Below are 19,725 nucleotides of genomic sequence, written 5' to 3'. Positions count from 1 at the left end.
CCGGTCCTGCCTTGTCGATGCGAGTTCACGCCCGCGGGCGGACTCTGGATACCGTTCGGACACACAAGGGCCAGCATGTGGAGGGCGGAGCCGATCTACGATGCAAGCTCGAAGCTTTAGGAGCGACTGGACCTCCCGCACCTCCTCCGATGATCAGTCGGAAGACATGACGCCTGTTTAGGGGCGACATGTCCAGATACAAGGTGCCCATCGGGCCGAGGAAACGGGTGGTCATCCCCGCGGCGTGGCTGCACATCCGCGGACGTTGCAGCATGGGCCGGAGCTCGTCCCGCCGCAGCCGAAGCGCGATCAGTCCTCGTAGCTCAGCACCATGCCGGGACGCAGCACGCTGCGCGCGGACAGGCCGTTCTTCATCAGCAGCGCCTGCACGGTGATGCCGTAGCGCTTGGCGATGTTCCAGGCGGTGTCGCCGTCGCGCACGGTGTGCGTGTGGCGGGAGCGTGCGCCGGCGCGCTTGGCACGGTTTGGCGCGGGAGCGTCGTCGGCGCTGGCCACGGTGGCGACGACCGGGGTGTCGTCCTGCGCCGGCGGCGCGGTGTCCTGGGCCAGCACGGGGCCGCCCAGACTGCGCGGCGCCAGCACCGGCAGCGCGCGCTTGGTGCTGCGGCCGTTGCCCAGGGCCGGGTTCAGCCGGGCGAGCTGATTGCCCTGCAGCGCCTGGCGCCGCGCCCATTCGTCCAGTGCCATGCCGGCGGGCAGGGTCTGCGCCTGCAGGATCGGCACGTCGCGGTCCAGCGAGGCCATCCATTCGTCGCGGGTCTGCGCCTGTTCCAGCACGCAGGCCAGCGCGTGCAGTTTCTCGACGTAGGCGTAGGTGACCGAGGACAGCCCAGGCAGCTTGTCCGGCTGCGCGTTCTGCGCGTTCATGCCGGCGCGGCGCATCGACTGCAGCACGCGGTATTCGCCGGCGTTGTAGGCCATGATCGCCAGGCGCCAGTCGCCGCCGAACATGCCGTGCAGGGTCTTCAGGTAGCGCACTGCGGCGCGGGTGGAGTCCACCGCGGACAGACGGCCGTCGTAACCATTCTCCAGCGGGACATCGTGGTTGCGCGCGGTACCGGGGATGAACTGCCACAGGCCGGCGGGGCCGCTGCTGTTGCGCGCGGCCGGGCGGTAGCCGCTCTCCACGAACGGGATCAGCGCGAACTCGGTCGGCAGGTTGGCAGCACGCAGTTCGTCGACCACGTAGCCGAACAGCGGCAGCACGTCCTCGTCCTCGTCGGCCAGCCGCGACGGCGCGCGCGAGAACTGCTGCTGCCAGCGCGCATCGGTGGCGCCGGCGTCGCAGCGCGCATCGGCCAGGCCGTCGCGGAAGCGGGCGAGGATGTCGTGCCCGTTACGGGTGGTCGGCGGCGGCAGTGCCGCCGCGTCCGTCGGCAGGCCGTTCAGGCCCGCCACGGTCTGCTCGAGTGCCGCCGCAAGCGGGGTCGCGGCCGCCGCGGGGGGCGCCGCCGACGCTATCGCCAGCGTCAGCGCCGCCGTCAACGCCAGCGCCCTCATGCGCGGAAATCGTCTTTCCAGCGCCTCAATTCGGCGAAGACTTCCACTTCGTCGGACACCCCCCGGCCGAGCCGGGCGCCGATCGCCTGCTGGATCGCCGCCGAAGCGGTGCGCAGGAACGGATTGGTCGCCAGTTCGCTGGCGAGAGTGACGGGAACGGTGGGGCGGGCAGCGTGACGCATGGCCTGGGCTTCCTGATGGCGCTGCCGCAGGGCAGCGTTGGTGGGATCGACCGTGACGGCGAATGCCGCATTGGCCAAGGTGTATTCGTGTCCGCAGCAGACCAGCGTCTGCCCCGGGAGGGCGGACAGGCGCTGCAGCGAACCCAACATCTGGGAGGGCGTACCTTCGAACATGCGTCCACAGCCCAGGCTGAACAGCGTATCGCCGCTGAACAGATGGCCCTCGCCGGCGTAGGCCAGGTGCGAGCGTGTATGGCCGGGGACGGCCAGGGTATCGAACTGCCAGTCCAGCACCTTCACGACGTCGCCCTCTCCGACCCGCTCGCACGAAAATCCGGCAATGCGGGGGTCGTCCGGCGCGTACACCGGCAGATCCGGCCAGCGTTCGCGCAAGGCGGCGACGCCGCCGATATGGTCGTCGTGGTGATGGGTGAGCAGGATGGCGGCGGGTTGCAGCCCTTGGGCCGCGGCCTCCAGCACCGGCTCGGCCTGGCCTGGATCGACCAGCAACGCACGCCCGTCGTCCGTGGCGATCGCCCAGATGTAGTTATCCTGGAATGCGGGCAGGGCGATCAGTCGCATAGAATTGGCACCATGCCTGCCGTGTCGCTCCCTCGTCAAGCCAACGTCTCATCCTGGTTTGATACTGCCGGGGCGCAGGCGTTGCTGCAGGCCGAGCAGCCGCTGATCCTCGACGCCTTGCTCAAGCGCCCCGCGCAGCCCTGGCTGTGGCTGGCCCCGGTGCCGCTACCACCCCTCGCGCGCGAGCTGCCGGGGCGGGGCGTGCGCCTGCACCGCAGCGCCTGCGGCTACGCCGGCGACCTGGTGTGCACGCTGCCACTGCCGCTGCCGTCGGAAAGCGTCAACGCCATCGTCCTGCAGCACGTGCTCGCCGCCGACGCGGCGGCGCTGCTGGAGGAATGCGAGCGCATCCTGATGCCGGGCGGGCGGCTGTGGCTGTTCGCGCTCAATGCGGTGAGCCCGTACCGGCTGCGCTGGCGCCGCCAGGGCCTGGTGGCGCGTCCGCCAGGTAGCTGGCGCGGCCTGCTCGAACAGGTCGGCCTGCCGTGCGTGGAGCAACTGCGCTATCTCGGGCCGGTGTGGCCGACCCGCGGCGGGGTCGGCCCGGCCACCTCCACCGCGCCGCTGCGCGCGGTCTGCCTGCTGCAGGCAGAAAAACGCACCGTCGCCGGCATCGGCCCCATTCCGCTGCGCGCGCCGGTCCGCTGGCGCGGCTCGGTCGCTTCCATCTGAACACGGAGTTTCATGAAGACTGTCGACATCCATACCGATGGCGCCTGCCTCGGCAATCCCGGCCCCGGCGGCTGGGCCGCGCTGCTGCGCTACAAGGGACTGGAGCGCGAGGTGGCCGGCGCCGAGGCGCACACCACCAACAACCGCATGGAGCTGATGGCCGCGATCATGGCCCTGGAGACGCTCAACGAGCCGTGCCAGATCGTGTTGCACACCGACTCGCAGTACGTGCGCCAGGGCATCACCGAATGGATGCCGGGCTGGGTGCGCCGGCAGTGGAAGACCGCCGGCGGCGATCCGGTCAAGAACCGCGATCTGTGGGAGCGGCTGCATGCGGCCGCGCAGCGGCATACGATCGACTGGCGCTGGGTCAAGGGCCACAACGGCGATCCGGACAACGAGCGGGTCGACCAGCTGGCGCGCAACCAGGCCCTGCACGTGCGTGCCGGCGGCGCCGCGGTCGCGACCTGATCTTGTCTTCCTTTTCCGCTGCGAGTCCCATGCGTCAGATCATCCTCGATACCGAAACCACCGGCCTGGAATGGAAGAAGGGCAACCGTGTCGTCGAAATCGGCGCGGTGGAACTGCTCGAACGCCGCCCCAGCGGGCGCAACTTCCATCGCTACCTGCGCCCGGACTGCGATTTCGAACCCGGCGCGCAGGAAGTCACCGGCCTGACCCTGGATTTCCTTGCCGACAAGCCGGAATTCCACGAGGTGGTCGACGAATTCCTGGAGTTCATCGACGGCGCCGAGCTGATCATCCACAACGCCTCGTTCGACCTGGGCTTTCTGGACTACGAACTGTCGCGGCTGGGCGAGTCCTACGGCCGCATCCTCGATCGCGCCACGGTGATCGACACCCTGCTGCTGGCGCGCGAGCGCTTCCCCGGCCAGCGCAATTCGCTGGACGCGCTGTGCAAGCGGTTGGGCGTGGACAACTCGCACCGGCAACTGCACGGCGCGCTGCTCGATGCGCAAATCCTCAGCGATGTGTACATCGCGCTGACCTCCGGCCAGGAGGAAATCGGCTTCGCCCTGGCCGAGGACGGCGCCGCGCATGCGGCGGCGCAGGGTCCGGCATTCGACATGACCATGCTGCTGCCGCGGCCGCGGGTGTTGCCGACGGCCTCGGAACTGGAAGCGCACCAGGCGCGGCTGGAGAAGCTGCGCAAGAAGGCCGGCCGCGCGCTGTGGGACGACGCCGAACCGGTCGTGGCGGACGCGGTGGCCGGCTGAAGGGCGCTCGAATGACGATGGGACGTCTGTTGTAGAGCGGCGTCAGCCGCGACGGCGCGTTCCCGGTAAAGCCCCGTCGCGGCTGCAACTGCTCCTGCAGGGCAGCCTGGCCGGCTTGAGCGTTGAGAATGCAGTATCCAGCGGTGCCGTGACGTGGTTTGCGCGGACGGAGCGGCGGCCGCGCCGCACCGAATTCAGTGACAGCGCACCAGTATCGCGGTGATGTTGTCCGAGCCGCCTTCGTCGAGCGCGGCGGCGACCAGCATGTCCACGCATTCCTGCGCGCTGCAGTCGTCGTGGCCCAGCGCGTTGGCCAGGCCGACATCGTCCACTTCCTCGGTGAGCCCGTCGCTGCACAGCAGCAGGCGCATGCCCGGGCGCAGTTCGCCGGTCATCGTGGCCACGTTGAGGTGCTGCGGATCGGTGACGCCCAGCGCCTGGGTGACCACGTTGCGGTGCGGATGGGCACGGGCCTGCTCGGCGGTGAGCGCGCCCTGCGCGATCAGTTCCTGCACGTAGCTGTGGTCCTGGCTGAGTTGGGCCAGCTTGCCGTCGCGCCACAGGTAGGCGCGGCTGTCGCCGACCCAGGCCACCTCGAAGCGGTTGCCCTGCACCCGCGCGGCCACCACCGTGGTGCCCATCGGCAGGGTGTCGTTGCGGCGCTGCGAGGCGCGGATGATCTCCTCGTCGGCGATGCGGATGGCCTGCGCCAGGGCGGTGCCGCCGCGCACTTCGCGCACGATGGCCTCGCGCGCCAGCGCGCTGGCGACCTCGCCGCAGGCGTGGCCGCCCATGCCGTCGGCCACCAGCCACAACCCCAGTTCGTGGTCGCCGTAGTAGGTGTCCTCGTTGAGGTCGCGGCGCAGGCCGACGTGGGTGAGGTGTCCGAATTCGATCATTGCGCGCCTGCGGCCGGCCGGTGTTTTCTGGGGTCGACGGGCATCATCGCGGTCGCGCGCGGATCAGGCAATCGCCGCGCGCGGCACGCAGCAGGCGGGGTTCATCGCCCCGCGGCGCCGGGGCGCTTGCGGGGGCTCGGCGCCTGGCCGCTTGTCCGCGCGCGGCGGGGACCGTATGATGCACGCCCCCGGTCCGCCGGGGACCACCCGGGAAGGTGGCAGAGTGGTTGAATGTACCTGACTCGAAATCAGGCAGGCGTTTATAGCGCCTCGGGGGTTCGAATCCCCCCCTTCCCGCCAGTTTCATCGCGCGCGCATCCTCCAGCGGTCGCAGAGTGTGATCGGTGCAGGAGTGGGGGGTGAGAAGCCCCGCGGGTTCGACCCATCGGCGACAGCCGATGCGCACGGCGCAGCCGCCCGCAGGGCGAGGTGCAGCATGCACCGAGTGCATCCCCCCTTCCTGCCAGTTTCGCATCAGGCCCCGTCAGGGGCCTTTTGTTTTTGGGCGATCGCGACGCGTGCCGACGCCGCTTTAAGACGCGGCCGTTACACTCTCTTTTCTCCTGTTTTTGGTGTCTGCCATGTCCGAAATCCTGGTGCCCGTGTCCTTCGGCGAATTGCTCGACAAGATCGCCATCCTGCAGATCAAGTCCGAGCGCATCGAAGATCCGGGCAAGCTGGCCAATGTGCGTGCCGAACTGTCGGCGCTGGAAAAGACCTGGATGGCGCATCCGGCGGCCGGCGGCGACGTGGCGCGCCTGCGCGCGGAACTGAAGGCGGTCAACGAGCGCCTGTGGGTGATCGAGGACGAGATCCGGATCAAGGAGAAGGCGCAGGCCTTCGACGAGGAGTTCATCAAGCTGGCGCGCAGCGTGTACTACGAAAACGACGAACGCGCGCGGCTCAAGAAGGAAATCAACCTGGCCCTGGGCTCCAGCTACGTGGAAGAGAAGTCCTACCAGGACTACCGCAACGCCTCGGCGTGAGGGCAGAGTTCCGGGAGGCGTTGCCGCCTCCCGGAACGCGCCGCACCTCAGTTGCGTGCGACCACCAGGCCGGTCAGGCGCCGCACCAGCGGCAGCACCAGCAGCAGGGTGGGGAAGGCCACCAGCCAGGACAGCGCCCAGGCGCCGAGCCAGAGCGTGCCGACGCCGGGCGCCAGCCCGACGCTGCGCAGGGTGCTGATCATCGAGACGATGCAGGTCATCAGCACCGACAGCAGCAGCGGGGTGACCCAGGCGGCATGGCGCGGGGACAGCTTGCGGGAAAACAGCGGGGAACGTGACATTGCGGACTCTCCGTAAGCCGGTCGATCGAAGGCGCCACCCGCCAACGGCCTGCCAGGCCTGGGCGGGAAACAGCCCCGGACGGATCCGGCGCAGTTGGCGCGTTGATTGACGTAAACGCTTACGGCGGCTCCTGCGGGCCGGGTCGGCGGCAGGACGCGCGGCGATGGTAGAGCGGCGCCGCGGGCGCCGCAACCGGGCTCAGTGGCCGTGGTCGGCGCGATAGCGCTCGAATGCGGCGATCGCATCGTCCACCGCGATGAGCTCCATCACCCCGTCGAATTCGATCTTGCTGCCCCACTTCAACTCCGCGGCCGGCTTGCCCAGGTACTTGCGCGCGGCGGCGTCGTACTTGTCCACGCAGTAGCGGATGTCCGAATACGGGCCGCTGCGGCGCGGGTTGCTGGCCGCGTGCAGGCCCAGCACCTTGGTGCCCATCGCGTTGGCGATGTGCATGGGGCCGGAGTCGGGTGTCATCACCAATGCGGCGCGCTGCAGCAGCGCCGGCAGTTGCTTGAGCGTGTCGCGGCCGACCAGGTCGAGCACCGGCGTGCGCGCCGCCGCGACGATGGCGTCGGCGGTGCTGCGCTCCAGGTCGCTGCGGCCGCCGCACAGCACCACCCGCCAGCCTTGCGCGGCGGCATGGTCGGCCACCGCGGCGTAGCGCTCGGCATACCAGTTGCGACGCTGATGGCTGGAGCAGGGCGAGATCAGCAGCGCCGGACGGCCGTCCTCGGGCCATTGCGCACGCGCCCAGGCGTGGGCGTCCTCGGGCACTGGCAGGTCCCAGCGCACCTCGGTCTGGCGCAGCCCCAGCGGCTCGCAGAAGCTGCCGATCGCCTCCAACACGTGGATGCCGGGGCGGTCGGGGATGCGTTCGTTGACGAACAGGCCGTGCAGGTCCTTGGAGCGGCTGGGGTCGTAGCCGATGCGGCGGCGCGCCGGCACGAACGCCGACAGCACGTTGGCGCGCAGCGCTACCTGCATCTGCAGCAGCGCGTCGAAGCCTTGCGCCGGCAGGGCGCGGCGCAAGGCGCGCATGCCGGCCAGGCCGCTGCGCTTGTCGTACGGGTGGAACACCACGCCCGGCAGGCCGTCGAGCAGCTTGTGCCCGGCCTTGTCGATGATCCAGTGCAACGCCGGCGCCTGCGGCCAGGCGCGCTGCAGGGTCCGCACCAGCGGTACCACGTGGGTCACGTCCCCCAGCGCCGACAGGCGCAACAGGCACAACGAAGGGAGCGTTGCCGGCATGGTGTTGTTAGACTCGCTGGATGGTTGCATTCGACGCCACCGAAGCGCTGACGCCGTACCGCGAGGGCCGCGGCTACGGGGCCATTCTGTTCGACCGCGAACGGCTGCGGCAAGCCGAACCGGCGCTGTTTTCCGCCGCCGCCTGGGGCGAACGCGCGCGCCCGGTGGATGCCGGCGGCCGCGGCGGCGCCTGGTTCGTCGATGCCCCGTTCGGCAGTTGCGTGCTGCGCCAGTACCGCCGCGGTGGGCTGGTCGCCAAGCTGGTCCGCGACCGCTACCTGTGGACCGGTGCCGACCGCACCCGCAGCTTCGCCGAGTTCCGGCTGATGCGTGCGCTGATCGCGCGCAAGCTGCCGGTACCGCGGCCATTGGCGGCCTGTTATCTGCGCCAGGGGCTGCGCTACCGCGCGGCGATCCTGATGGAGCGGCTGGAGGGCGTGCGCTCGCTGGCCGAGCGCGCACATCTGGCCGGCCGCGGCGCGCCGTGGGAGGAGGCGGGTCGGCTGATCGCGCGCTTCCATCGCGCCGGCCTCGACCACGCCGACCTCAATGCGCAGAACATCCTGTTCGACGGCAACGGCCGCGGCTGGCTGATCGACTTCGACCGCGGCGTGCTGCGCATTCCCGCCACCCGTTGGCGCGAGCGCAACCTCAAGCGGCTGCGTCGTTCGCTGCTGAAACTGCGCGGCGAGCGCAGCGTCGATGCGGTGGAGAAGGACTACGCGCGCCTGCGCCGCGCCTACGACCTGGCCTGGGAGCGCGGCTGCTGATGACGGACTGGGCGCTGCGTTTCCAGGGCGTGGGCAATGCCTCGGCGGTGTCGCTGGGCTCGCCGATGGCCACCATCGAGCGCGATGGCCGGCCATGGCTGACCATCGACTGCGGCGGCGAGGGGCTGACCGCCTACCAGGCGCACTACGGCGCGATGCCGCAGGCGCTGTTCGTCACCCATGTGCATCTGGACCACGTCGCCGGCTTCGAGCGGCTGTTCGTGGACAGCTATTTTTCCGCGCGTCGCGGCAAGGTGCGCCTGTACGTGCCGGCGACGGTGGTGCCGCTGCTGCACCGCCGCGTGGCCGACTATCCGAACGTGCTGGCCGAAGGCGGCGCCAACTTCTGGGATGCGTTCCAGCTGATCGCGGTGGGCGATGCGTTCTGGCACGAGGGCGTGCGCCTGGAGGTGTTCCCGGTGCGCCATCACTGGCCGGAGACCGCCTATGGCTTGCGCCTGCAGGGCGCGCTGGTGTGGAGCGGGGATACCCGGCCGATCCCGGAAATGCTGAACCGGTATGCCGACGACGGCGAACTGGTCGCCCACGACTGCGGTCTTCACGGCAACCCGTCGCATACTGGCGTGGACGACCTGGAGCGGGAATACCCCGCCGAGCTGCTGCAACGGACCATGCTCTACCACTACGCCAGCGCCGAGGATGCCGAGGCCCTGCGCGCCCGCGGCCACCGCGTGGCGCGCCCGGGCGAATGCGTGGCGCTGGCCGCGCCGCGCGCGCCGCAGGTGCCGGCAGGATGAACGCGCTGCCGCGCCCGCCGCTCGCGTCGGCGACGCCGGCGGACCGGCGCGGGCGGCCGTTGCGCGACCTGCGCCTGTCGGTGATCGAGGCCTGCAACTTCCGCTGCGGCTACTGCATGCCGGCCGACAAGGTGCCGGACGACTATGGCTTCGACGCCGCATCGCGGCTGTCGTTCGCGCAACTGGAGACGGTGGCCCGCGCCTTCGTCCGCAACGGCGTCAACAAGCTGCGCCTGACCGGCGGCGAACCGCTGCTGCGCCGCGATCTGCCCGAGTTGGTGCGGCGGCTGGCGCGCATCCCCGGCGTGGACGATCTGGCCATGACCACCAATGGCGCGCTGCTGGCGCGGCATGCGCAGGCCTTGCGCGAGGCCGGCCTGCGCCGTGTCACGGTCAGCCTGGATGCGATCGAGCCGGCGGTGTTCCGGAAGCTGTCCGGTGACCGTGGCGAGATCGCGCAGGTGCTGGAGGGCATCGACGCGGCGGTCGCGGCCGGGCTGGGGCCGGTCAAGCTCAATTGCGTGGTCCAGCGCGGCATCAACGACGACCAGGTGCTGCCATTGCTGGCGCATTTCCGCGGCAGCGGCCACGTGCTGCGCTTCATCGAATATATGGACGTCGGTACCTGCAACGCCTGGCGCCGCGAGCGGGTGGTGCCGGCTGCCGAACTGCGCGACCGCATCGCCGCGCGCTGGCCGGTGCAGGCGCTGGCGCCGCACTACCCGGGCGAGGTCGCCGCGCGCTATGCGTTCGCCGATGGCGGCGGCGAGATTGGCTTCGTGACCTCGGTCAGTGCGCCGTTCTGCGGCGATTGCCACCGCGCCCGGGTCTCGGCCGACGGCCATCTCTACACCTGTCTGTTCGCGGGCGAGGGCACCGATTTGCGGCCGGCGCTGGCGGGGGGCGAGGAGGCGCTAGCCGAACGCGTGCGTGCGCTGTGGGAACGCCGCGACGATCGCTACAGCGAACTGCGCGGCGCGGCGACCGCCACGCGCGGCAAGCACGTCGAAATGTTCCTGATCGGCGGTTGAGCCATGGACGCCGCCGTGCAACGTGCGCTGGTCGCGCTGGAACTGGAATTGCTGGAACCGGCGGTGCGTGCCTCGGCGGCGCGCGTGGCCGAACTGCTCGACGACGCCTTCGTCGAGTTCGGTGCCTCCGGCCGCTGCTTCGACAAGCCGGCGGTGCTCCAGGCGTTACCGGCGGAGTCGGGCGCATTTCGCTACTGTGCATTCGACATCGATGTGCAGCTGCTGGAACCGGAGTTGGCGCACCTGCGTTATCGCAGCGAGCGCAGCGGCGGTGGCGAGCCGCCGCGACAGGCGCTGCGCAGTTCGCTTTGGCGGTATCGCGACGGCCAATGGCGCATGCTGTTCCACCAAGGCACGCCGATCCCCGGCGGCGCTTGAAGATCGCGCCGTGGGAGCGGCAGCGCAATCCATGACCAAGAAGACCTCCGCCACGTCCGCGCGCGCCGCCGCGCCGGCGCTGACCCATCTGGACCCGCAGGGATTGCCGACCATGGTCGACGTCTCCGCCAAGGCCGCCACCGCGCGTGTGGCGGTGGCCGAGGCGCAGGTGCGCTTCCCCGCCCGCGTGGCCGCGCAGTTGCGCGCCGACGCGTTGCGCAGCGCCAAGGGCGGCATCGTCGACACCGCGGTGATCGCCGGCACGATGGCGGTCAAGCGCACCCACGAACTGATTCCGTTCTGCCATCCGTTGCCGATCGACGGCTGCCGCTTCGCCATCGACTGGCGCTCGCCGCAGGTGCTGGGCATCGAATGCACGGTGCGCATCGTGCACCGCACCGGCGTGGAGATGGAGGCGCTGACCGGCGCCAGCGTCGCCGCGCTGACCGTCTACGACATGTGCAAGGCGCTGACCCACGCGATGACCATCGGCCCGGTGCGGCTGGTCGGCAAGCGTGGCGGCAAGCGCGACGTCGGGAGCGTGGCATGAGCGTCCAGGTGAGCGTGCTGTACTTCGCCAGCCTGCGCGAGGCCGCGGGCCTGGAACGCGAACAGGTGCGCACCGATGCGCCGAACCTGCGCGCGCTGTATGCCGAACTCGACGCGCGCCATGGCCTGCGCTGGCCGCTGGATCGCTTGCGGGTGGCGGTGGACAGCGCCTTCGTCGGCTGGGACGAGGCGGTGCGCGACGGCAGCGAGGTGGTGTTCATCCCGCCGGTCTCGGGAGGCTGAGCCATGTCCGCCGAACCGTGTTTCCGGCTGGCCGACCGACCGCTCGACATCGCCACGCTGCGCGCCCCGCTGGCGCACGCCCAGGCAGGCGCCTATGCCAGCTTCGAAGGCTGGGTGCGCGACCACAACGACGGCCGCGCGGTCGACGGCCTGCACTACGAGGCCTACGCCGCACTGGCCGAGGCCGAAGGCCAACGCATCGTCGACGAGGCCCTGGCCCGCTTCGCCATCCTCGACCTGCGCTGCGTGCACCGCGTCGGCGAACTGGCGATCGGCGACCTGGCGGTGTGGGTCGGTGTGGTCGCCGCGCACCGAGGCGCCGCCTTCGACGCCTGCCGCTACGTCATCGACGAGGTCAAGGCGCGCGTACCGATCTGGAAGCGCGAACGTTATCGCGACGGCGATGCGGGCTGGCTGCATCCGGAGGCGCAGGCGTCGCAACCCGAGTAGCGGCGCACACGGCCAGGCGTCGATCGTGTCTTCGTAGAGGAGGGTGGTAACCCCGCCGGCTGACCGCGCCAGGCATAGCCTGCCGCCGCGAGGATCTCTGTGCCGTCGCCACGGCCGGAACGAATGACAGGCCGCGATGGCTGTTGCTTTCTGCGGGCGCAACCGCTGCCCGCGATCTAGGTTGATCGTTCGTCGTCGTAGGAGGGTGGTAACCCCGCCGGCTGACCTCGGCGCCCGCGTCGATCGATACGCGCCGAAGTGGTGCCGCCGTTGTAGAGATGCGTGCGCCGTCGCCACGGCCGGTGCCAACGACTAGCCAGGGACCCGACGCGGGCGGAAGGCGTGGCGTACCGCGAGGATGCTCATGCCTGGCAGGGCGCATCGCGCAGGCAATGTGTGTCCATGCGGCAGGCAGCGTTGCAGGAGGAGGGTGGTAGCCCCGCCGGCTGACCTCGGCGCCCGCGTCGATCGATACCGTTGCTGCCTTCCGGCCCTGGCGGGGTTTTCGACCTAGCGTCGCGAGGGGCCGACGGGGCCACCATAGAGACGAAACCGCGCCAGTGGCGCGGTTCTTCCTCTTTCGGATACCGCCACCGGGGTGGGGCATTCTGCGAGAGGAAACGCATTCGAATCTGGCGGAGAGAGGGGGATTCGAACCCCCGAAGCGCGGTTTAGACGCTTACACACTTTCCAGGCGTGCTCCTTCAACCACTCGGACACCTCTCCGGGTCTTGCGCGGGCCATGCGGTCCGGGCAAGGGCGGGAATTCTAGCCGTCATGGCCGCCGTTCACAAGGCGAATCGCGGCTGCCGCGCTGACCGGCGTCACCTTTGCCCTGTTCATCGTCGCAGGCAGCCCTGCGCCAAAGGTCGGCGCGCGCGTGATGGCGGCTGACCGGGCGACTGAACGATCGCGGTGGCCCGGCGTGGCACAATGGTGGTTCAGATGAAGACGGTCGCCTGATGTCCTATCTCGTTCTCGCCCGCAAGTGGCGCCCCAAGCGTTTCGCCGAGCTGGTGGGGCAGGAGCATGTGGTCCGCGCGCTCACCAACGCGCTGGACAGCGGCCGGGTGCACCACGCCTTTCTGTTCACCGGTACCCGCGGCGTCGGCAAGACCACCATCGCGCGCATCTTCGCCAAGTCGCTGAACTGCGAGCAGGGCACCAGCGCCGACCCGTGCGGCCAGTGCGCGGCCTGCCTGGACATCGACGCCGGGCGCTACATCGACCTGCTGGAGATCGACGCCGCGTCCAACACCGGCGTGGACGACGTGCGCGAGGTGATCGAGAACGCGCAGTACATGCCCTCGCGCGGCAAGTTCAAGGTCTACCTGATCGACGAAGTGCACATGCTCTCCAAGGCGGCGTTCAACGCGCTGCTGAAGACCCTGGAAGAGCCGCCGGAGCACGTGAAGTTCCTGCTCGCCACCACCGACCCGCAGAAGCTGCCGGTGACGGTGCTGTCGCGCTGCCTGCAGTTCAACCTCAAGCGTTTGGACGAGGAGCAGATCCAGGGGCAGATGACCAAGATTCTGGCCGCCGAGCAGATCGAGGTGGATGCCTCGGCGATCGTGCAGCTGGCCAAGGCCGCCGACGGCAGCCTGCGCGACGGCCTGTCGCTGCTCGACCAGGCCATCGCCTACGCCGGCGGCGCGCTGCGCGACGACGTGGTGCGGACGATGCTGGGCACGGTCGATCGCACCCAGGTCGGGGCGATGCTGGACGCGCTGGCCGATGCCGACGGGCAGCGGCTGCTGCAGGTGGTGGCCGGGCTGGCCGAGTTCTCGCCCGACTGGGGCGGGGTGCTGGAGGCGCTGGCCGAGGCCCTGCACCGCATCCAGGTCCGGCAACTGGTGCCGGGCGCGGCCATGCCCGCGCTGGACGGACTGGACCCCGCGCCGCTGGCCGAGCGCCTGCGGCCGGAGATCGTGCAGCTGTGGTACCAGATGGCGCTGAACGGGCGCCGCGACCTGTACTTGGCGCCGAGCCCGCGCGCCGGCTTCGAGATGGCGCTGCTGCGCATGCTGGCGTTCCGTCCGATGGGCGCCGCGGCGCTGCCGACCGGCACCGCCACCGCTGCGGCAGCGCAAGGACACGGCACTGCGCCGGCCGCCGCGGCCAGTGCGCCTGCCGTGGCGACCGCGGCACCGACCGTGGTGGCCGCCGCTGCCCCGGTGGCGCCTGCCGTTGCCGCGCCGGCGCCGGTTCCCGCTGCGCCCGTGGCGGCTGCGCCCAGTGCGGCGGCGGCCCCGCTGGATCCGCCCTGGGATCCGCCGGCACCGCCGGCGGCACGCCCAGCGCCGTCCGCGCCCGTCGCGACGCCGGCGCCAGCGGTCGTTCCGGCCGCGGCCACGGCTGCGGCCGCCGAGCCGGAAATGGCGATGGTGCCGCCGCTGGCGCCGCCGCCGCGCACCCACGCCGCCGTGTCCGATACGCCGCGCGCGCTGCACAGCGCCGAGGACTGGCTGGAACTGGTCGCCGATTGCGGCCTGAGCGGCCCCTCGCGGCAGCTCGCCGCCAACGCCGCCTTCGTCAGCCATGCCGAGGGCGTGCTGCGGCTGTCGCTGTCGCCGGGCTTCGAATACCTGCAGTCGGAGCGCTCGCTGGGCGAACTGGCTGCGGCGCTGGCCGATGCGCTGGGCCAGCGGCCGAAGATCGTCATCGAAAGCGGCATCGCGGTCGATGCCGAAACCCTGCATGAGCGCTCGCACCGGCAACGCGGCGAGCGCCAGAACGCGGCCGAGACCGCGTTCATGAACGACCCGGCGGTGCAGGCGCTGATCCAGCAGCAAGGCGCGCGGGTCGTCCCCGATTCCATCCGTCCCTACGATGAGTGAACCACGATGCGCGGCAATATCGCCCAACTGATGCAACAGGCGCAGAAGATGCAGGAAAACCTGCAGCGCGCCCAGGAAGAACTGGCCAAGCTGGAAGTCACCGGCAGCGCCGGCGGCGGCATGGTCAACGTGACCCTGACCGGCGCCAAGGAGTGCCGCAAGGTGCGGATCGATCCGAGCATCCTGGCCGACCAGGAAATGGCCGAGGATCTGATCGCGGCTGCGTTCAACGATGCGTCCAACAAGATCGATGCCGAATCCAAGGCGCGCATGGGCGCGGCCACCGCCGGCATGCCGATCCCGCCGGGCATGAAGCTGCCGTTCTGAGTTGCCGGGATTGGGGATTCGGGATTGGGGATTCGCGGTTTTTCACGAGTGCGCTGCCCTTCCTGCTTCGGTGAATTCCTCTGGCAGGAGCGGCTTCAGCCGCGACCGGTCAGGTCAAGCCGTCGCGGCTGAAGCCGCTCCTACGAAAACATCGCGTGACAGCGATGTTTCTTTTGCGAATCCCCAATCCCTACTCCCGAATCCCCAACCACAATGAGCTCGCCGCTGCTCGAACAACTGATCGATGCGTTCCGCGTGTTGCCTGGCGTCGGCCAGAAGACTGCGCAGCGCATGGCCTATCACGTGCTCGAGCGCGAGCGCGAGGGTGGGCAGCGTCTGGCCGAGCGGTTGCACGAGGCGATCGAGCGCATCGGTCATTGCGCGCAATGCCGCGATTTCAGCGAGACCGAGGTCTGCGCGATCTGCGCCAGTCCCGCGCGTGACCGCCAGCAGCTGTGCGCGGTGGAGTCGCCGGCCGACCGGCTGGCGATCGAGCACGCCACCGGCTACCGCGGGCTGTACTTCATTCTGCAGGGCCGGCTGTCGCCGCTGGACGGCATCGGCCCGCGCGAGCTGGGCCTGGACCGGCTGGCCGCGCGGTTGGCGCAGGGCGAGGTGGCCGAACTGATCATCGCCACCAACTCCACCGTCGAAGGCGAGGCCACCGCGCATTACCTGGCGCAACTGGCGCGTCAGCATGGCGTGCGGCCGAGCCGGTTGGCGCAGGGCCTGCCGCTCGGCGGCGAGCTGGAGTACGTGGATCGCGGCACGCTGTCGCACGCCTTCGGCAGCCGCAGCGAAGTGCCGCGCACCGGCACCGGCGAATAACCGCCGCACGCGGCTGCGGTACGACGCCGAATTGGGCTATAACGGCGGCCCCTTCTTTCGTTCCGGGCGCGCTCCATGGACACCATCTTCGGCAAGATCATCCGTCGCGAAATTCCGGCCAGCATCGTCTACGAGGACGACGCCGTGCTCGGCTTCAAGGACATCGCGCCGCAGGCGCCGGTGCATGTGCTCTTCATTCCCAAGCAGGTGGAGATTCCGACCCTGGACGACCTGGCGCCGGAGCAGGCGACCCTGGTCGGTCGGCTGGTGCTGGCCGCGGCCAGCTATGCGCGCGAGCAGGGCCTGGCCCAGGACGGCTACCGGGTGGTGATCAACTGCCGCGAGCACGCCGGGCAGACCGTGTTCCATCTGCACCTGCATCTGCTCGCCGGTGCGCCGCTGGGGCGCTTCGGCACGCCCTGAGCAGCGGCTGGCGCGAACGTGCAGGCATAAAAAAACGCCGCTGGATCAGCGGCGTTTTTCGTTGCGGCAGAAACGCAGGGCTTACCACCAGCCCCAGCGCGGACCCCACGGGCCCCACGGGCCGCCCCAGGGGCCGTACGGATAGGCGGGCACCACTTCGACCTGGCGCACCACCGGCCACAGGTACACCACGTCCGCGTCCATCTTCGGCAGGCGGTAGTCGTACTCGCCGATGCGGGTGTTGTCGTAGCCGGATACGTGGCCGATGAAGGTCACCTCGCGGCCGGGCTCGAACACCGCCGGGTCGTAGAAGCCGGCGCGGCAGGCGATGAAACGGCCATCGCTGGCGTCGGCGGCATCGCTGTCCGGACGGCCGCTGGCATTGAGCGGGCGCGACAGCATCTGGAAGCAGGTCTGGCCCTGGCCGGGCGTGGTCTTGATGATCTTGCCGCCCCAACGCACCGGCGCGCCGGCCTGCTGGCCGGCGACCGAGTCGCGCGGGCTGACGGGCGCGAACTGGCCCTGCAGCGGCTTGGGGGCGGTGGCGCAGGCGCCGAGCGCCAACGCAGCGATCACGGGGAACAGCAGGCGAATCTTCATCGGGATGCTCCAGTGGGCGGACGGTGCCTGCGCAGGTCGCGCAACAATGAAGCGCTGTCCGAATCAGCGCCAGCGTAGCGCGCATCGGCGAAACGCCGGCTGAGCGGAATCAGGCTCGCATCGCCGGTTTCCCGCTGTACGCGCGCGGCCCAGGCCAGGGCCGGTTCGTGCGGGTCGCGGCCCAGCCCGCGCCGGGCGTAGCGTCGGCCCAGCGCCCGCCATGCCCGCAGCAGCGGATCGCGTTCGCGCTCGCCGCGGGCCAGCCACCAGGCCATCGCACCCAGCAGCAGCACCGCGAACCCGGCGAACAGGGCCACCAGTTGGCCGGGATCCAACTTCGGTACGCCGAACTGACTGAGCAGGCGTTGCTGGCGGTTGGCGTCGAAGGACAGCACCAGGTCGTTCCAGCCGCGTCGTGCCCAGTCGGCGAGGTCGCGCCAGTGCCAGTCTGCGCCGCCGCCCTGCGCGCCGGCATCGCTGCCCAGGCGGTCCTCCAGGGTGTCGTAGATGCGTTCCGGCGCCACCGCTGCGGTCGGGTCCACCCGCACCCAGCCGCGTTGCGGCAGCCACACCTCGGCCCAGGCGTGCGCGTCCATGCGCCGCACCACCCAGTAGTCGCCGAACGCGTTGCGGGTGCCGCCGGCATAACCGGTGACCACGCGTGCAGGAATGCCGGCGCCGCGCATCAGCACCACGAACGCCGAACTGAAGTGCTGGCAGAACCCGGCCTTCTGCTGGAACAGGAACTCGTCCACGCCGTCGCGGCCGGGCAGCGGCGTCTCCAGGGTGTAGGCGAAGTCGCGGCGGATCCATTGCAGGGCGCGGGCGACGATCGCCGCATCGTCGGCGCCGGCCTGCTGCCGCCACTGCCGGGCCAGCGCCAGGGTGCGCGGGTTGTAGCCGGGCGGCAACGCCAGCGCGCGCTGCCGTTGCGCCGGCGCGAGATCGGCCTCCACCCGTTGCGGCAGCGCCGACCGCAGCCGCCAGCGGGTCAGCGCGCTGAGCGGGCGCTCGGTCTGCAGCACGGCGTCGGCCGTCAGCCGGGTGCCGGCCGGTGCCTGCCGCGGCAGGTCCAGGGCGACCAATTGCCGGCGGTCGGTCGGTTCCACCTCGAGCTGATAGTCCCATCCGCCGGGTGCGAGCTGGATCGGCGGTGCCGGCGCGAAGGCGTTGTCGCGCTGCGCACGCCAGGTGCGGCCGTCGAAATCCCACAGCACCGGGCCGCGCCAGTAGCGCTGCGCCGGCGCCGGCACCGGGCCGAAGAACTGCACACGCAACGCCGGGGTGTCGTCGGCCAACAGGTCCAGCCACTGCCCCGGACTCATCGTGTCCGACAGGCCGGGTCGGCCCAGCGCGCGTTCCGGCACGCCCCACAGCGGCGAGCCCAGGCGCGGGAATAGCCAGAACGCGGCCAGCGCCAGCGGCAGGCCCAGCGCCAGCAGGCGACCGACGCCGCGCAGTTGCCCGCGCAACGGGCGCTGCGTGCTGTGCCCTTCCTGGTCGGCCAGGCGCTGCATGCACAGCAGCGCCGCGATCACCGCGGCCAGCCCCAGCGCCATCGTCACCGGCCCCTGGTCGAGCAGGAAGGCGGCGAACGGCGCGAACAGGGCGAAGCCGAGCAGGCTGCGCGCATCGCGCAGGCTCTTCAGTTCCGAGGGCTTGATCGCCAGCATCGCCGCCAGCAGTGCGCAGCCGGTGTCGCGGCCGAAGCGCAGGCCGACCTGCCAGTACAGCGCCGCGAGCATGACCGCGACCAGGACCAGGCGCAGCAGCGCCGGCAGCGGCCGCCACGCCGAACTGGCGCCGATCAGCAGGGCCGACAGCGCGATCAGCCCGGCCAGGGTGCCGGGCAATTGCAGCAGCAGCGGCAGCAAGGCCAGCAGCGCCGCGCCCAGCGCCCAGGCGCGGCTGGCGGCATGCAGCGTCGGCGAGCGCGGCTCAACCATGCGGCAGCAGCGCCAGCGCGCGCAGGCACAGGTGCCGGTGCTGCGGGCCGCGGCCCGGACCCAGCGCCGGCTGCCCGGGCAGCAGCAAACGGTAGCGACGGCCGTCGCGTTCGGCTTCCTCGACCCAGCGCGCCAGCCGTGCGATGCGGCGTTCGTGCGGCAACGCCGGCAGCGTGCGCCAGTCCAGCACCACGTCCACACCGATCGGGCGCTCGTACTCGCGCACCAGCAGGGTGTCGCGGCGCGCCGAGTGCTTCCAGGCGATTGCCCGCGGCGCGTCGCCGGCGCGGTAGGGACGCAACTGGTGCAGTTCTTCGCCGAGCGCGTGCAGGCGGGTCTGGGTCGGGGTGCCGGCGCCTGCAGGCAGCGGCGGGCCGTCGGCTTCCGGTTGCGGATAGACCAGCAGCGCGCTGTCCGGCCAGAACCAGGCCCAGGCGCGCAGCAGGCCCAGCGGCTGGGTGGTGGAGACCTGGATGCGTTGCAGGTCGAGCCAGCCGCGGCGCTCGGTGGGCACCTCCAGGTCCGCCTCGTTGCGATCGTCGCGGTGCAGGTCCAGGTAGGTGTACGCGGCGCCATGGCGCACACGCAGGCCGCGCCGGCGGCGGCCGTCGGCCGTTGCCAGCGCCAACCGCAGGCGCAGCGGCTGCCCGGCCGCCACCGGCTCGGCCGACAGCGCTTCCAGGCGCAGTCCGGACAACTGCAGGTGGGCGACGATGGCGCTGGCCATCGCCGCGGCACCGAGCAGCATCGCCAGCAGCAGTGCCGGGTTGTTGTTGTAGTTCAGCGCGCCGAGCAGCATCGCCGCCAGCAGCAGTGCCAGGAAGCCGCCGAACGGCGTCGGCAGGATGTAGATGCGGCGCCGGTCCAACTGCACCGGCAGGGCTTCCGGCGCGCGCGGCGCGGCCAACTGCGCCAGTCGCTGCCGCCAGTCGCGCCGCCCGCCCGGCATCGGCG

General features: G+C 70.8%; 23 protein-coding genes, 2 tRNA genes and 1 other RNA gene. 16 read left to right on the top strand and 10 right to left on the bottom strand.

The features are described 5' to 3' along the window. Nucleotides 1–309 precede the first annotated feature (309 nt). Both CEK68_RS02830 and gloB read right to left on the bottom strand, forming a co-directional pair. Nucleotides 310–1,521 (bottom strand): lytic transglycosylase domain-containing protein, encoded by a 1,212-nt coding sequence (locus CEK68_RS02830; RefSeq protein WP_152238477.1) that lies wholly within the window; start codon nucleotides 1,519–1,521, stop codon nucleotides 310–312. Continuing rightward, a complete protein-coding gene (gene gloB / locus CEK68_RS02825; protein WP_152238476.1) occupies nucleotides 1,518–2,285 on the bottom strand; it encodes a hydroxyacylglutathione hydrolase in 768 nt (255 codons plus the stop codon). The genes CEK68_RS02830 and gloB overlap by 4 nt, the downstream gene beginning before the upstream one ends. A 12-nt stretch (nucleotides 2,286–2,297) precedes the next feature. On the opposite strand from gloB, the gene CEK68_RS02820 reads away from it, so the two are divergent. Genes CEK68_RS02820 through dnaQ form a run of 3 tightly spaced genes read left to right on the top strand, consistent with a single transcriptional unit; the run spans nucleotide 2,298 to nucleotide 4,195 of the window. Then, the gene (locus tag CEK68_RS02820) at nucleotides 2,298–2,957 is read left to right on the top strand and encodes a hypothetical protein (protein WP_193314084.1); all 660 of its coding nucleotides are present in this window, start codon (nucleotides 2,298–2,300) and stop codon (nucleotides 2,955–2,957) included. A gap of 12 nt (nucleotides 2,958–2,969) precedes the next feature. Further along, the gene (rnhA, locus tag CEK68_RS02815; RefSeq protein ID WP_017907823.1) at nucleotides 2,970–3,428 is read left to right on the top strand and encodes a ribonuclease HI; all 459 of its coding nucleotides are present in this window, start codon (nucleotides 2,970–2,972) and stop codon (nucleotides 3,426–3,428) included. Nucleotides 3,429–3,457: 29 nt separating this feature from the next. Then, a complete protein-coding gene (gene dnaQ / locus CEK68_RS02810; RefSeq protein ID WP_017907822.1) occupies nucleotides 3,458–4,195 on the top strand; it encodes a DNA polymerase III subunit epsilon in 738 nt (245 codons plus the stop codon). 194 nt (nucleotides 4,196–4,389) lie between these two features. Here dnaQ and CEK68_RS02805 read toward each other — a convergent pair whose 3' ends face one another. Then, a complete protein-coding gene (locus CEK68_RS02805) occupies nucleotides 4,390–5,094 on the bottom strand; it encodes a protein phosphatase 2C domain-containing protein (protein ID WP_152238475.1) in 705 nt (234 codons plus the stop codon). A gap of 209 nt (nucleotides 5,095–5,303) precedes the next feature. Between CEK68_RS02805 and CEK68_RS02800 the strand changes: the two genes are divergently transcribed. Together CEK68_RS02800 and CEK68_RS02795 are read left to right on the top strand one after the other, a co-directional pair. After that, a tRNA-Ser gene (locus CEK68_RS02800) sits at nucleotides 5,304–5,394 on the top strand. A 281-nt stretch (nucleotides 5,395–5,675) separates the two neighbouring features. Further along, nucleotides 5,676–6,080: a DUF6165 family protein gene (locus tag CEK68_RS02795; RefSeq protein WP_017907820.1), complete on the top strand. Its 405-nt coding sequence runs from the start codon at nucleotides 5,676–5,678 to the stop codon at nucleotides 6,078–6,080. Between the two features lie 47 nt (nucleotides 6,081–6,127). Here CEK68_RS02795 and CEK68_RS02790 read toward each other — a convergent pair whose 3' ends face one another. Together CEK68_RS02790 and CEK68_RS02785 are read right to left on the bottom strand one after the other, a co-directional pair. Continuing rightward, complete coding sequence (locus CEK68_RS02790) at nucleotides 6,128–6,382, bottom strand: DUF2798 domain-containing protein (RefSeq protein ID WP_043092951.1); 255 nt, start codon at nucleotides 6,380–6,382, stop codon at nucleotides 6,128–6,130. Nucleotides 6,383–6,581: 199 nt separating this feature from the next. Next, entirely contained in the window at nucleotides 6,582–7,631 is a 1,050-nt protein-coding gene (locus CEK68_RS02785) for a glycosyltransferase family 9 protein (RefSeq protein ID WP_152238474.1), read from the bottom strand. A gap of 20 nt (nucleotides 7,632–7,651) precedes the next feature. Here CEK68_RS02785 and CEK68_RS02780 point away from each other — a divergent pair, with 20 nt between their 5' ends. The 7 genes from CEK68_RS02780 to CEK68_RS02750 are packed head-to-tail and all read left to right on the top strand — an operon-like array spanning nucleotide 7,652 to nucleotide 11,810. Beyond that, nucleotides 7,652–8,401 (top strand): 3-deoxy-D-manno-octulosonic acid kinase, encoded by a 750-nt coding sequence (locus CEK68_RS02780; protein WP_017914809.1) that lies wholly within the window; start codon nucleotides 7,652–7,654, stop codon nucleotides 8,399–8,401. Next, nucleotides 8,401–9,159, top strand: a complete 759-nt coding sequence (locus tag CEK68_RS02775; protein ID WP_152238473.1) for an MBL fold metallo-hydrolase — start codon at nucleotides 8,401–8,403, stop codon at nucleotides 9,157–9,159. The genes CEK68_RS02780 and CEK68_RS02775 overlap by 1 nt, the downstream gene beginning before the upstream one ends. Further along, entirely contained in the window at nucleotides 9,156–10,190 is a 1,035-nt protein-coding gene (gene moaA / locus CEK68_RS02770; protein ID WP_152238472.1) for a GTP 3',8-cyclase MoaA, read from the top strand. Before CEK68_RS02775 ends, moaA begins: the two co-directional genes overlap by 4 nt. 3 nt (nucleotides 10,191–10,193) lie before the next feature. After that, the gene (locus CEK68_RS02765; RefSeq protein ID WP_017915899.1) at nucleotides 10,194–10,568 is read left to right on the top strand and encodes a nuclear transport factor 2 family protein; all 375 of its coding nucleotides are present in this window, start codon (nucleotides 10,194–10,196) and stop codon (nucleotides 10,566–10,568) included. Nucleotides 10,569–10,599: 31 nt separating this feature from the next. Further along, the gene (moaC, locus tag CEK68_RS02760) at nucleotides 10,600–11,118 is read left to right on the top strand and encodes a cyclic pyranopterin monophosphate synthase MoaC (protein WP_152238471.1); all 519 of its coding nucleotides are present in this window, start codon (nucleotides 10,600–10,602) and stop codon (nucleotides 11,116–11,118) included. Then, nucleotides 11,115–11,360: a MoaD/ThiS family protein gene (locus CEK68_RS02755; RefSeq protein ID WP_152238470.1), complete on the top strand. Its 246-nt coding sequence runs from the start codon at nucleotides 11,115–11,117 to the stop codon at nucleotides 11,358–11,360. The genes moaC and CEK68_RS02755 overlap by 4 nt, the downstream gene beginning before the upstream one ends. 3 nt (nucleotides 11,361–11,363) lie before the next feature. Beyond that, the gene (locus CEK68_RS02750) at nucleotides 11,364–11,810 is read left to right on the top strand and encodes a molybdenum cofactor biosynthesis protein MoaE (protein ID WP_152238469.1); all 447 of its coding nucleotides are present in this window, start codon (nucleotides 11,364–11,366) and stop codon (nucleotides 11,808–11,810) included. Between the two features lie 436 nt (nucleotides 11,811–12,246). On the opposite strand, the gene ffs is transcribed toward CEK68_RS02750, so the two are convergent. Both ffs and CEK68_RS02740 read right to left on the bottom strand, forming a co-directional pair. After that, nucleotides 12,247–12,343, bottom strand: an RNA gene (gene ffs / locus CEK68_RS02745) — signal recognition particle sRNA small type. A 100-nt stretch (nucleotides 12,344–12,443) separates the two neighbouring features. After that, nucleotides 12,444–12,536 (bottom strand) — tRNA-Ser (locus tag CEK68_RS02740). A gap of 236 nt (nucleotides 12,537–12,772) precedes the next feature. Between CEK68_RS02740 and dnaX the strand changes: the two genes are divergently transcribed. The 4 genes from dnaX (at nucleotide 12,773) to CEK68_RS02720 (ending at nucleotide 16,225) form a co-directional block, all read left to right on the top strand. Further along, the gene (gene dnaX / locus CEK68_RS02735) at nucleotides 12,773–14,647 is read left to right on the top strand and encodes a DNA polymerase III subunit gamma/tau (RefSeq protein ID WP_152238468.1); all 1,875 of its coding nucleotides are present in this window, start codon (nucleotides 12,773–12,775) and stop codon (nucleotides 14,645–14,647) included. Between the two features lie 6 nt (nucleotides 14,648–14,653). Then, on the top strand, nucleotides 14,654–14,974 hold the full coding sequence (locus CEK68_RS02730; RefSeq protein WP_017909282.1) for a YbaB/EbfC family nucleoid-associated protein: 321 nt from the start codon (nucleotides 14,654–14,656) through the stop codon (nucleotides 14,972–14,974). Nucleotides 14,975–15,187: 213 nt separating this feature from the next. Further along, nucleotides 15,188–15,802 carry a recombination mediator RecR gene (recR, locus tag CEK68_RS02725; protein ID WP_017909283.1) on the top strand — a complete coding sequence of 205 codons (615 nt, stop codon included), beginning with the start codon at nucleotides 15,188–15,190 and terminating at the stop codon, nucleotides 15,800–15,802. 75 nt (nucleotides 15,803–15,877) lie between these two features. Then, complete coding sequence (locus CEK68_RS02720; protein ID WP_010342491.1) at nucleotides 15,878–16,225, top strand: histidine triad nucleotide-binding protein; 348 nt, start codon at nucleotides 15,878–15,880, stop codon at nucleotides 16,223–16,225. Nucleotides 16,226–16,306: 81 nt separating this feature from the next. Here CEK68_RS02720 and CEK68_RS02715 read toward each other — a convergent pair whose 3' ends face one another. Genes CEK68_RS02715 through CEK68_RS02705 form a run of 3 tightly spaced genes read right to left on the bottom strand, consistent with a single transcriptional unit; the run spans nucleotide 16,307 to nucleotide 19,720 of the window. After that, nucleotides 16,307–16,825 carry a Slp family lipoprotein gene (locus tag CEK68_RS02715; RefSeq protein ID WP_017914772.1) on the bottom strand — a complete coding sequence of 173 codons (519 nt, stop codon included), beginning with the start codon at nucleotides 16,823–16,825 and terminating at the stop codon, nucleotides 16,307–16,309. Next, nucleotides 16,822–18,771: a DUF3488 and transglutaminase-like domain-containing protein gene (locus CEK68_RS02710; RefSeq protein ID WP_152238467.1), complete on the bottom strand. Its 1,950-nt coding sequence runs from the start codon at nucleotides 18,769–18,771 to the stop codon at nucleotides 16,822–16,824. The genes CEK68_RS02715 and CEK68_RS02710 overlap by 4 nt, the downstream gene beginning before the upstream one ends. Beyond that, a complete protein-coding gene (locus tag CEK68_RS02705; RefSeq protein WP_152238466.1) occupies nucleotides 18,764–19,720 on the bottom strand; it encodes a DUF58 domain-containing protein in 957 nt (318 codons plus the stop codon). The genes CEK68_RS02710 and CEK68_RS02705 overlap by 8 nt, the downstream gene beginning before the upstream one ends. Nucleotides 19,721–19,725 lie beyond the last annotated feature (5 nt).

Origin of the sequence: Xanthomonas sp. LMG 12461, from assembly GCF_009192935.1 — a bacterium.
In the GTDB taxonomy this organism is placed as follows: domain Bacteria; phylum Pseudomonadota; class Gammaproteobacteria; order Xanthomonadales; family Xanthomonadaceae; genus Xanthomonas_A; species Xanthomonas_A sontii.
The sequence above is the reverse complement of the archived record's forward strand: the minus strand, read 5'-3'. Positions and strand labels throughout refer to the sequence as shown.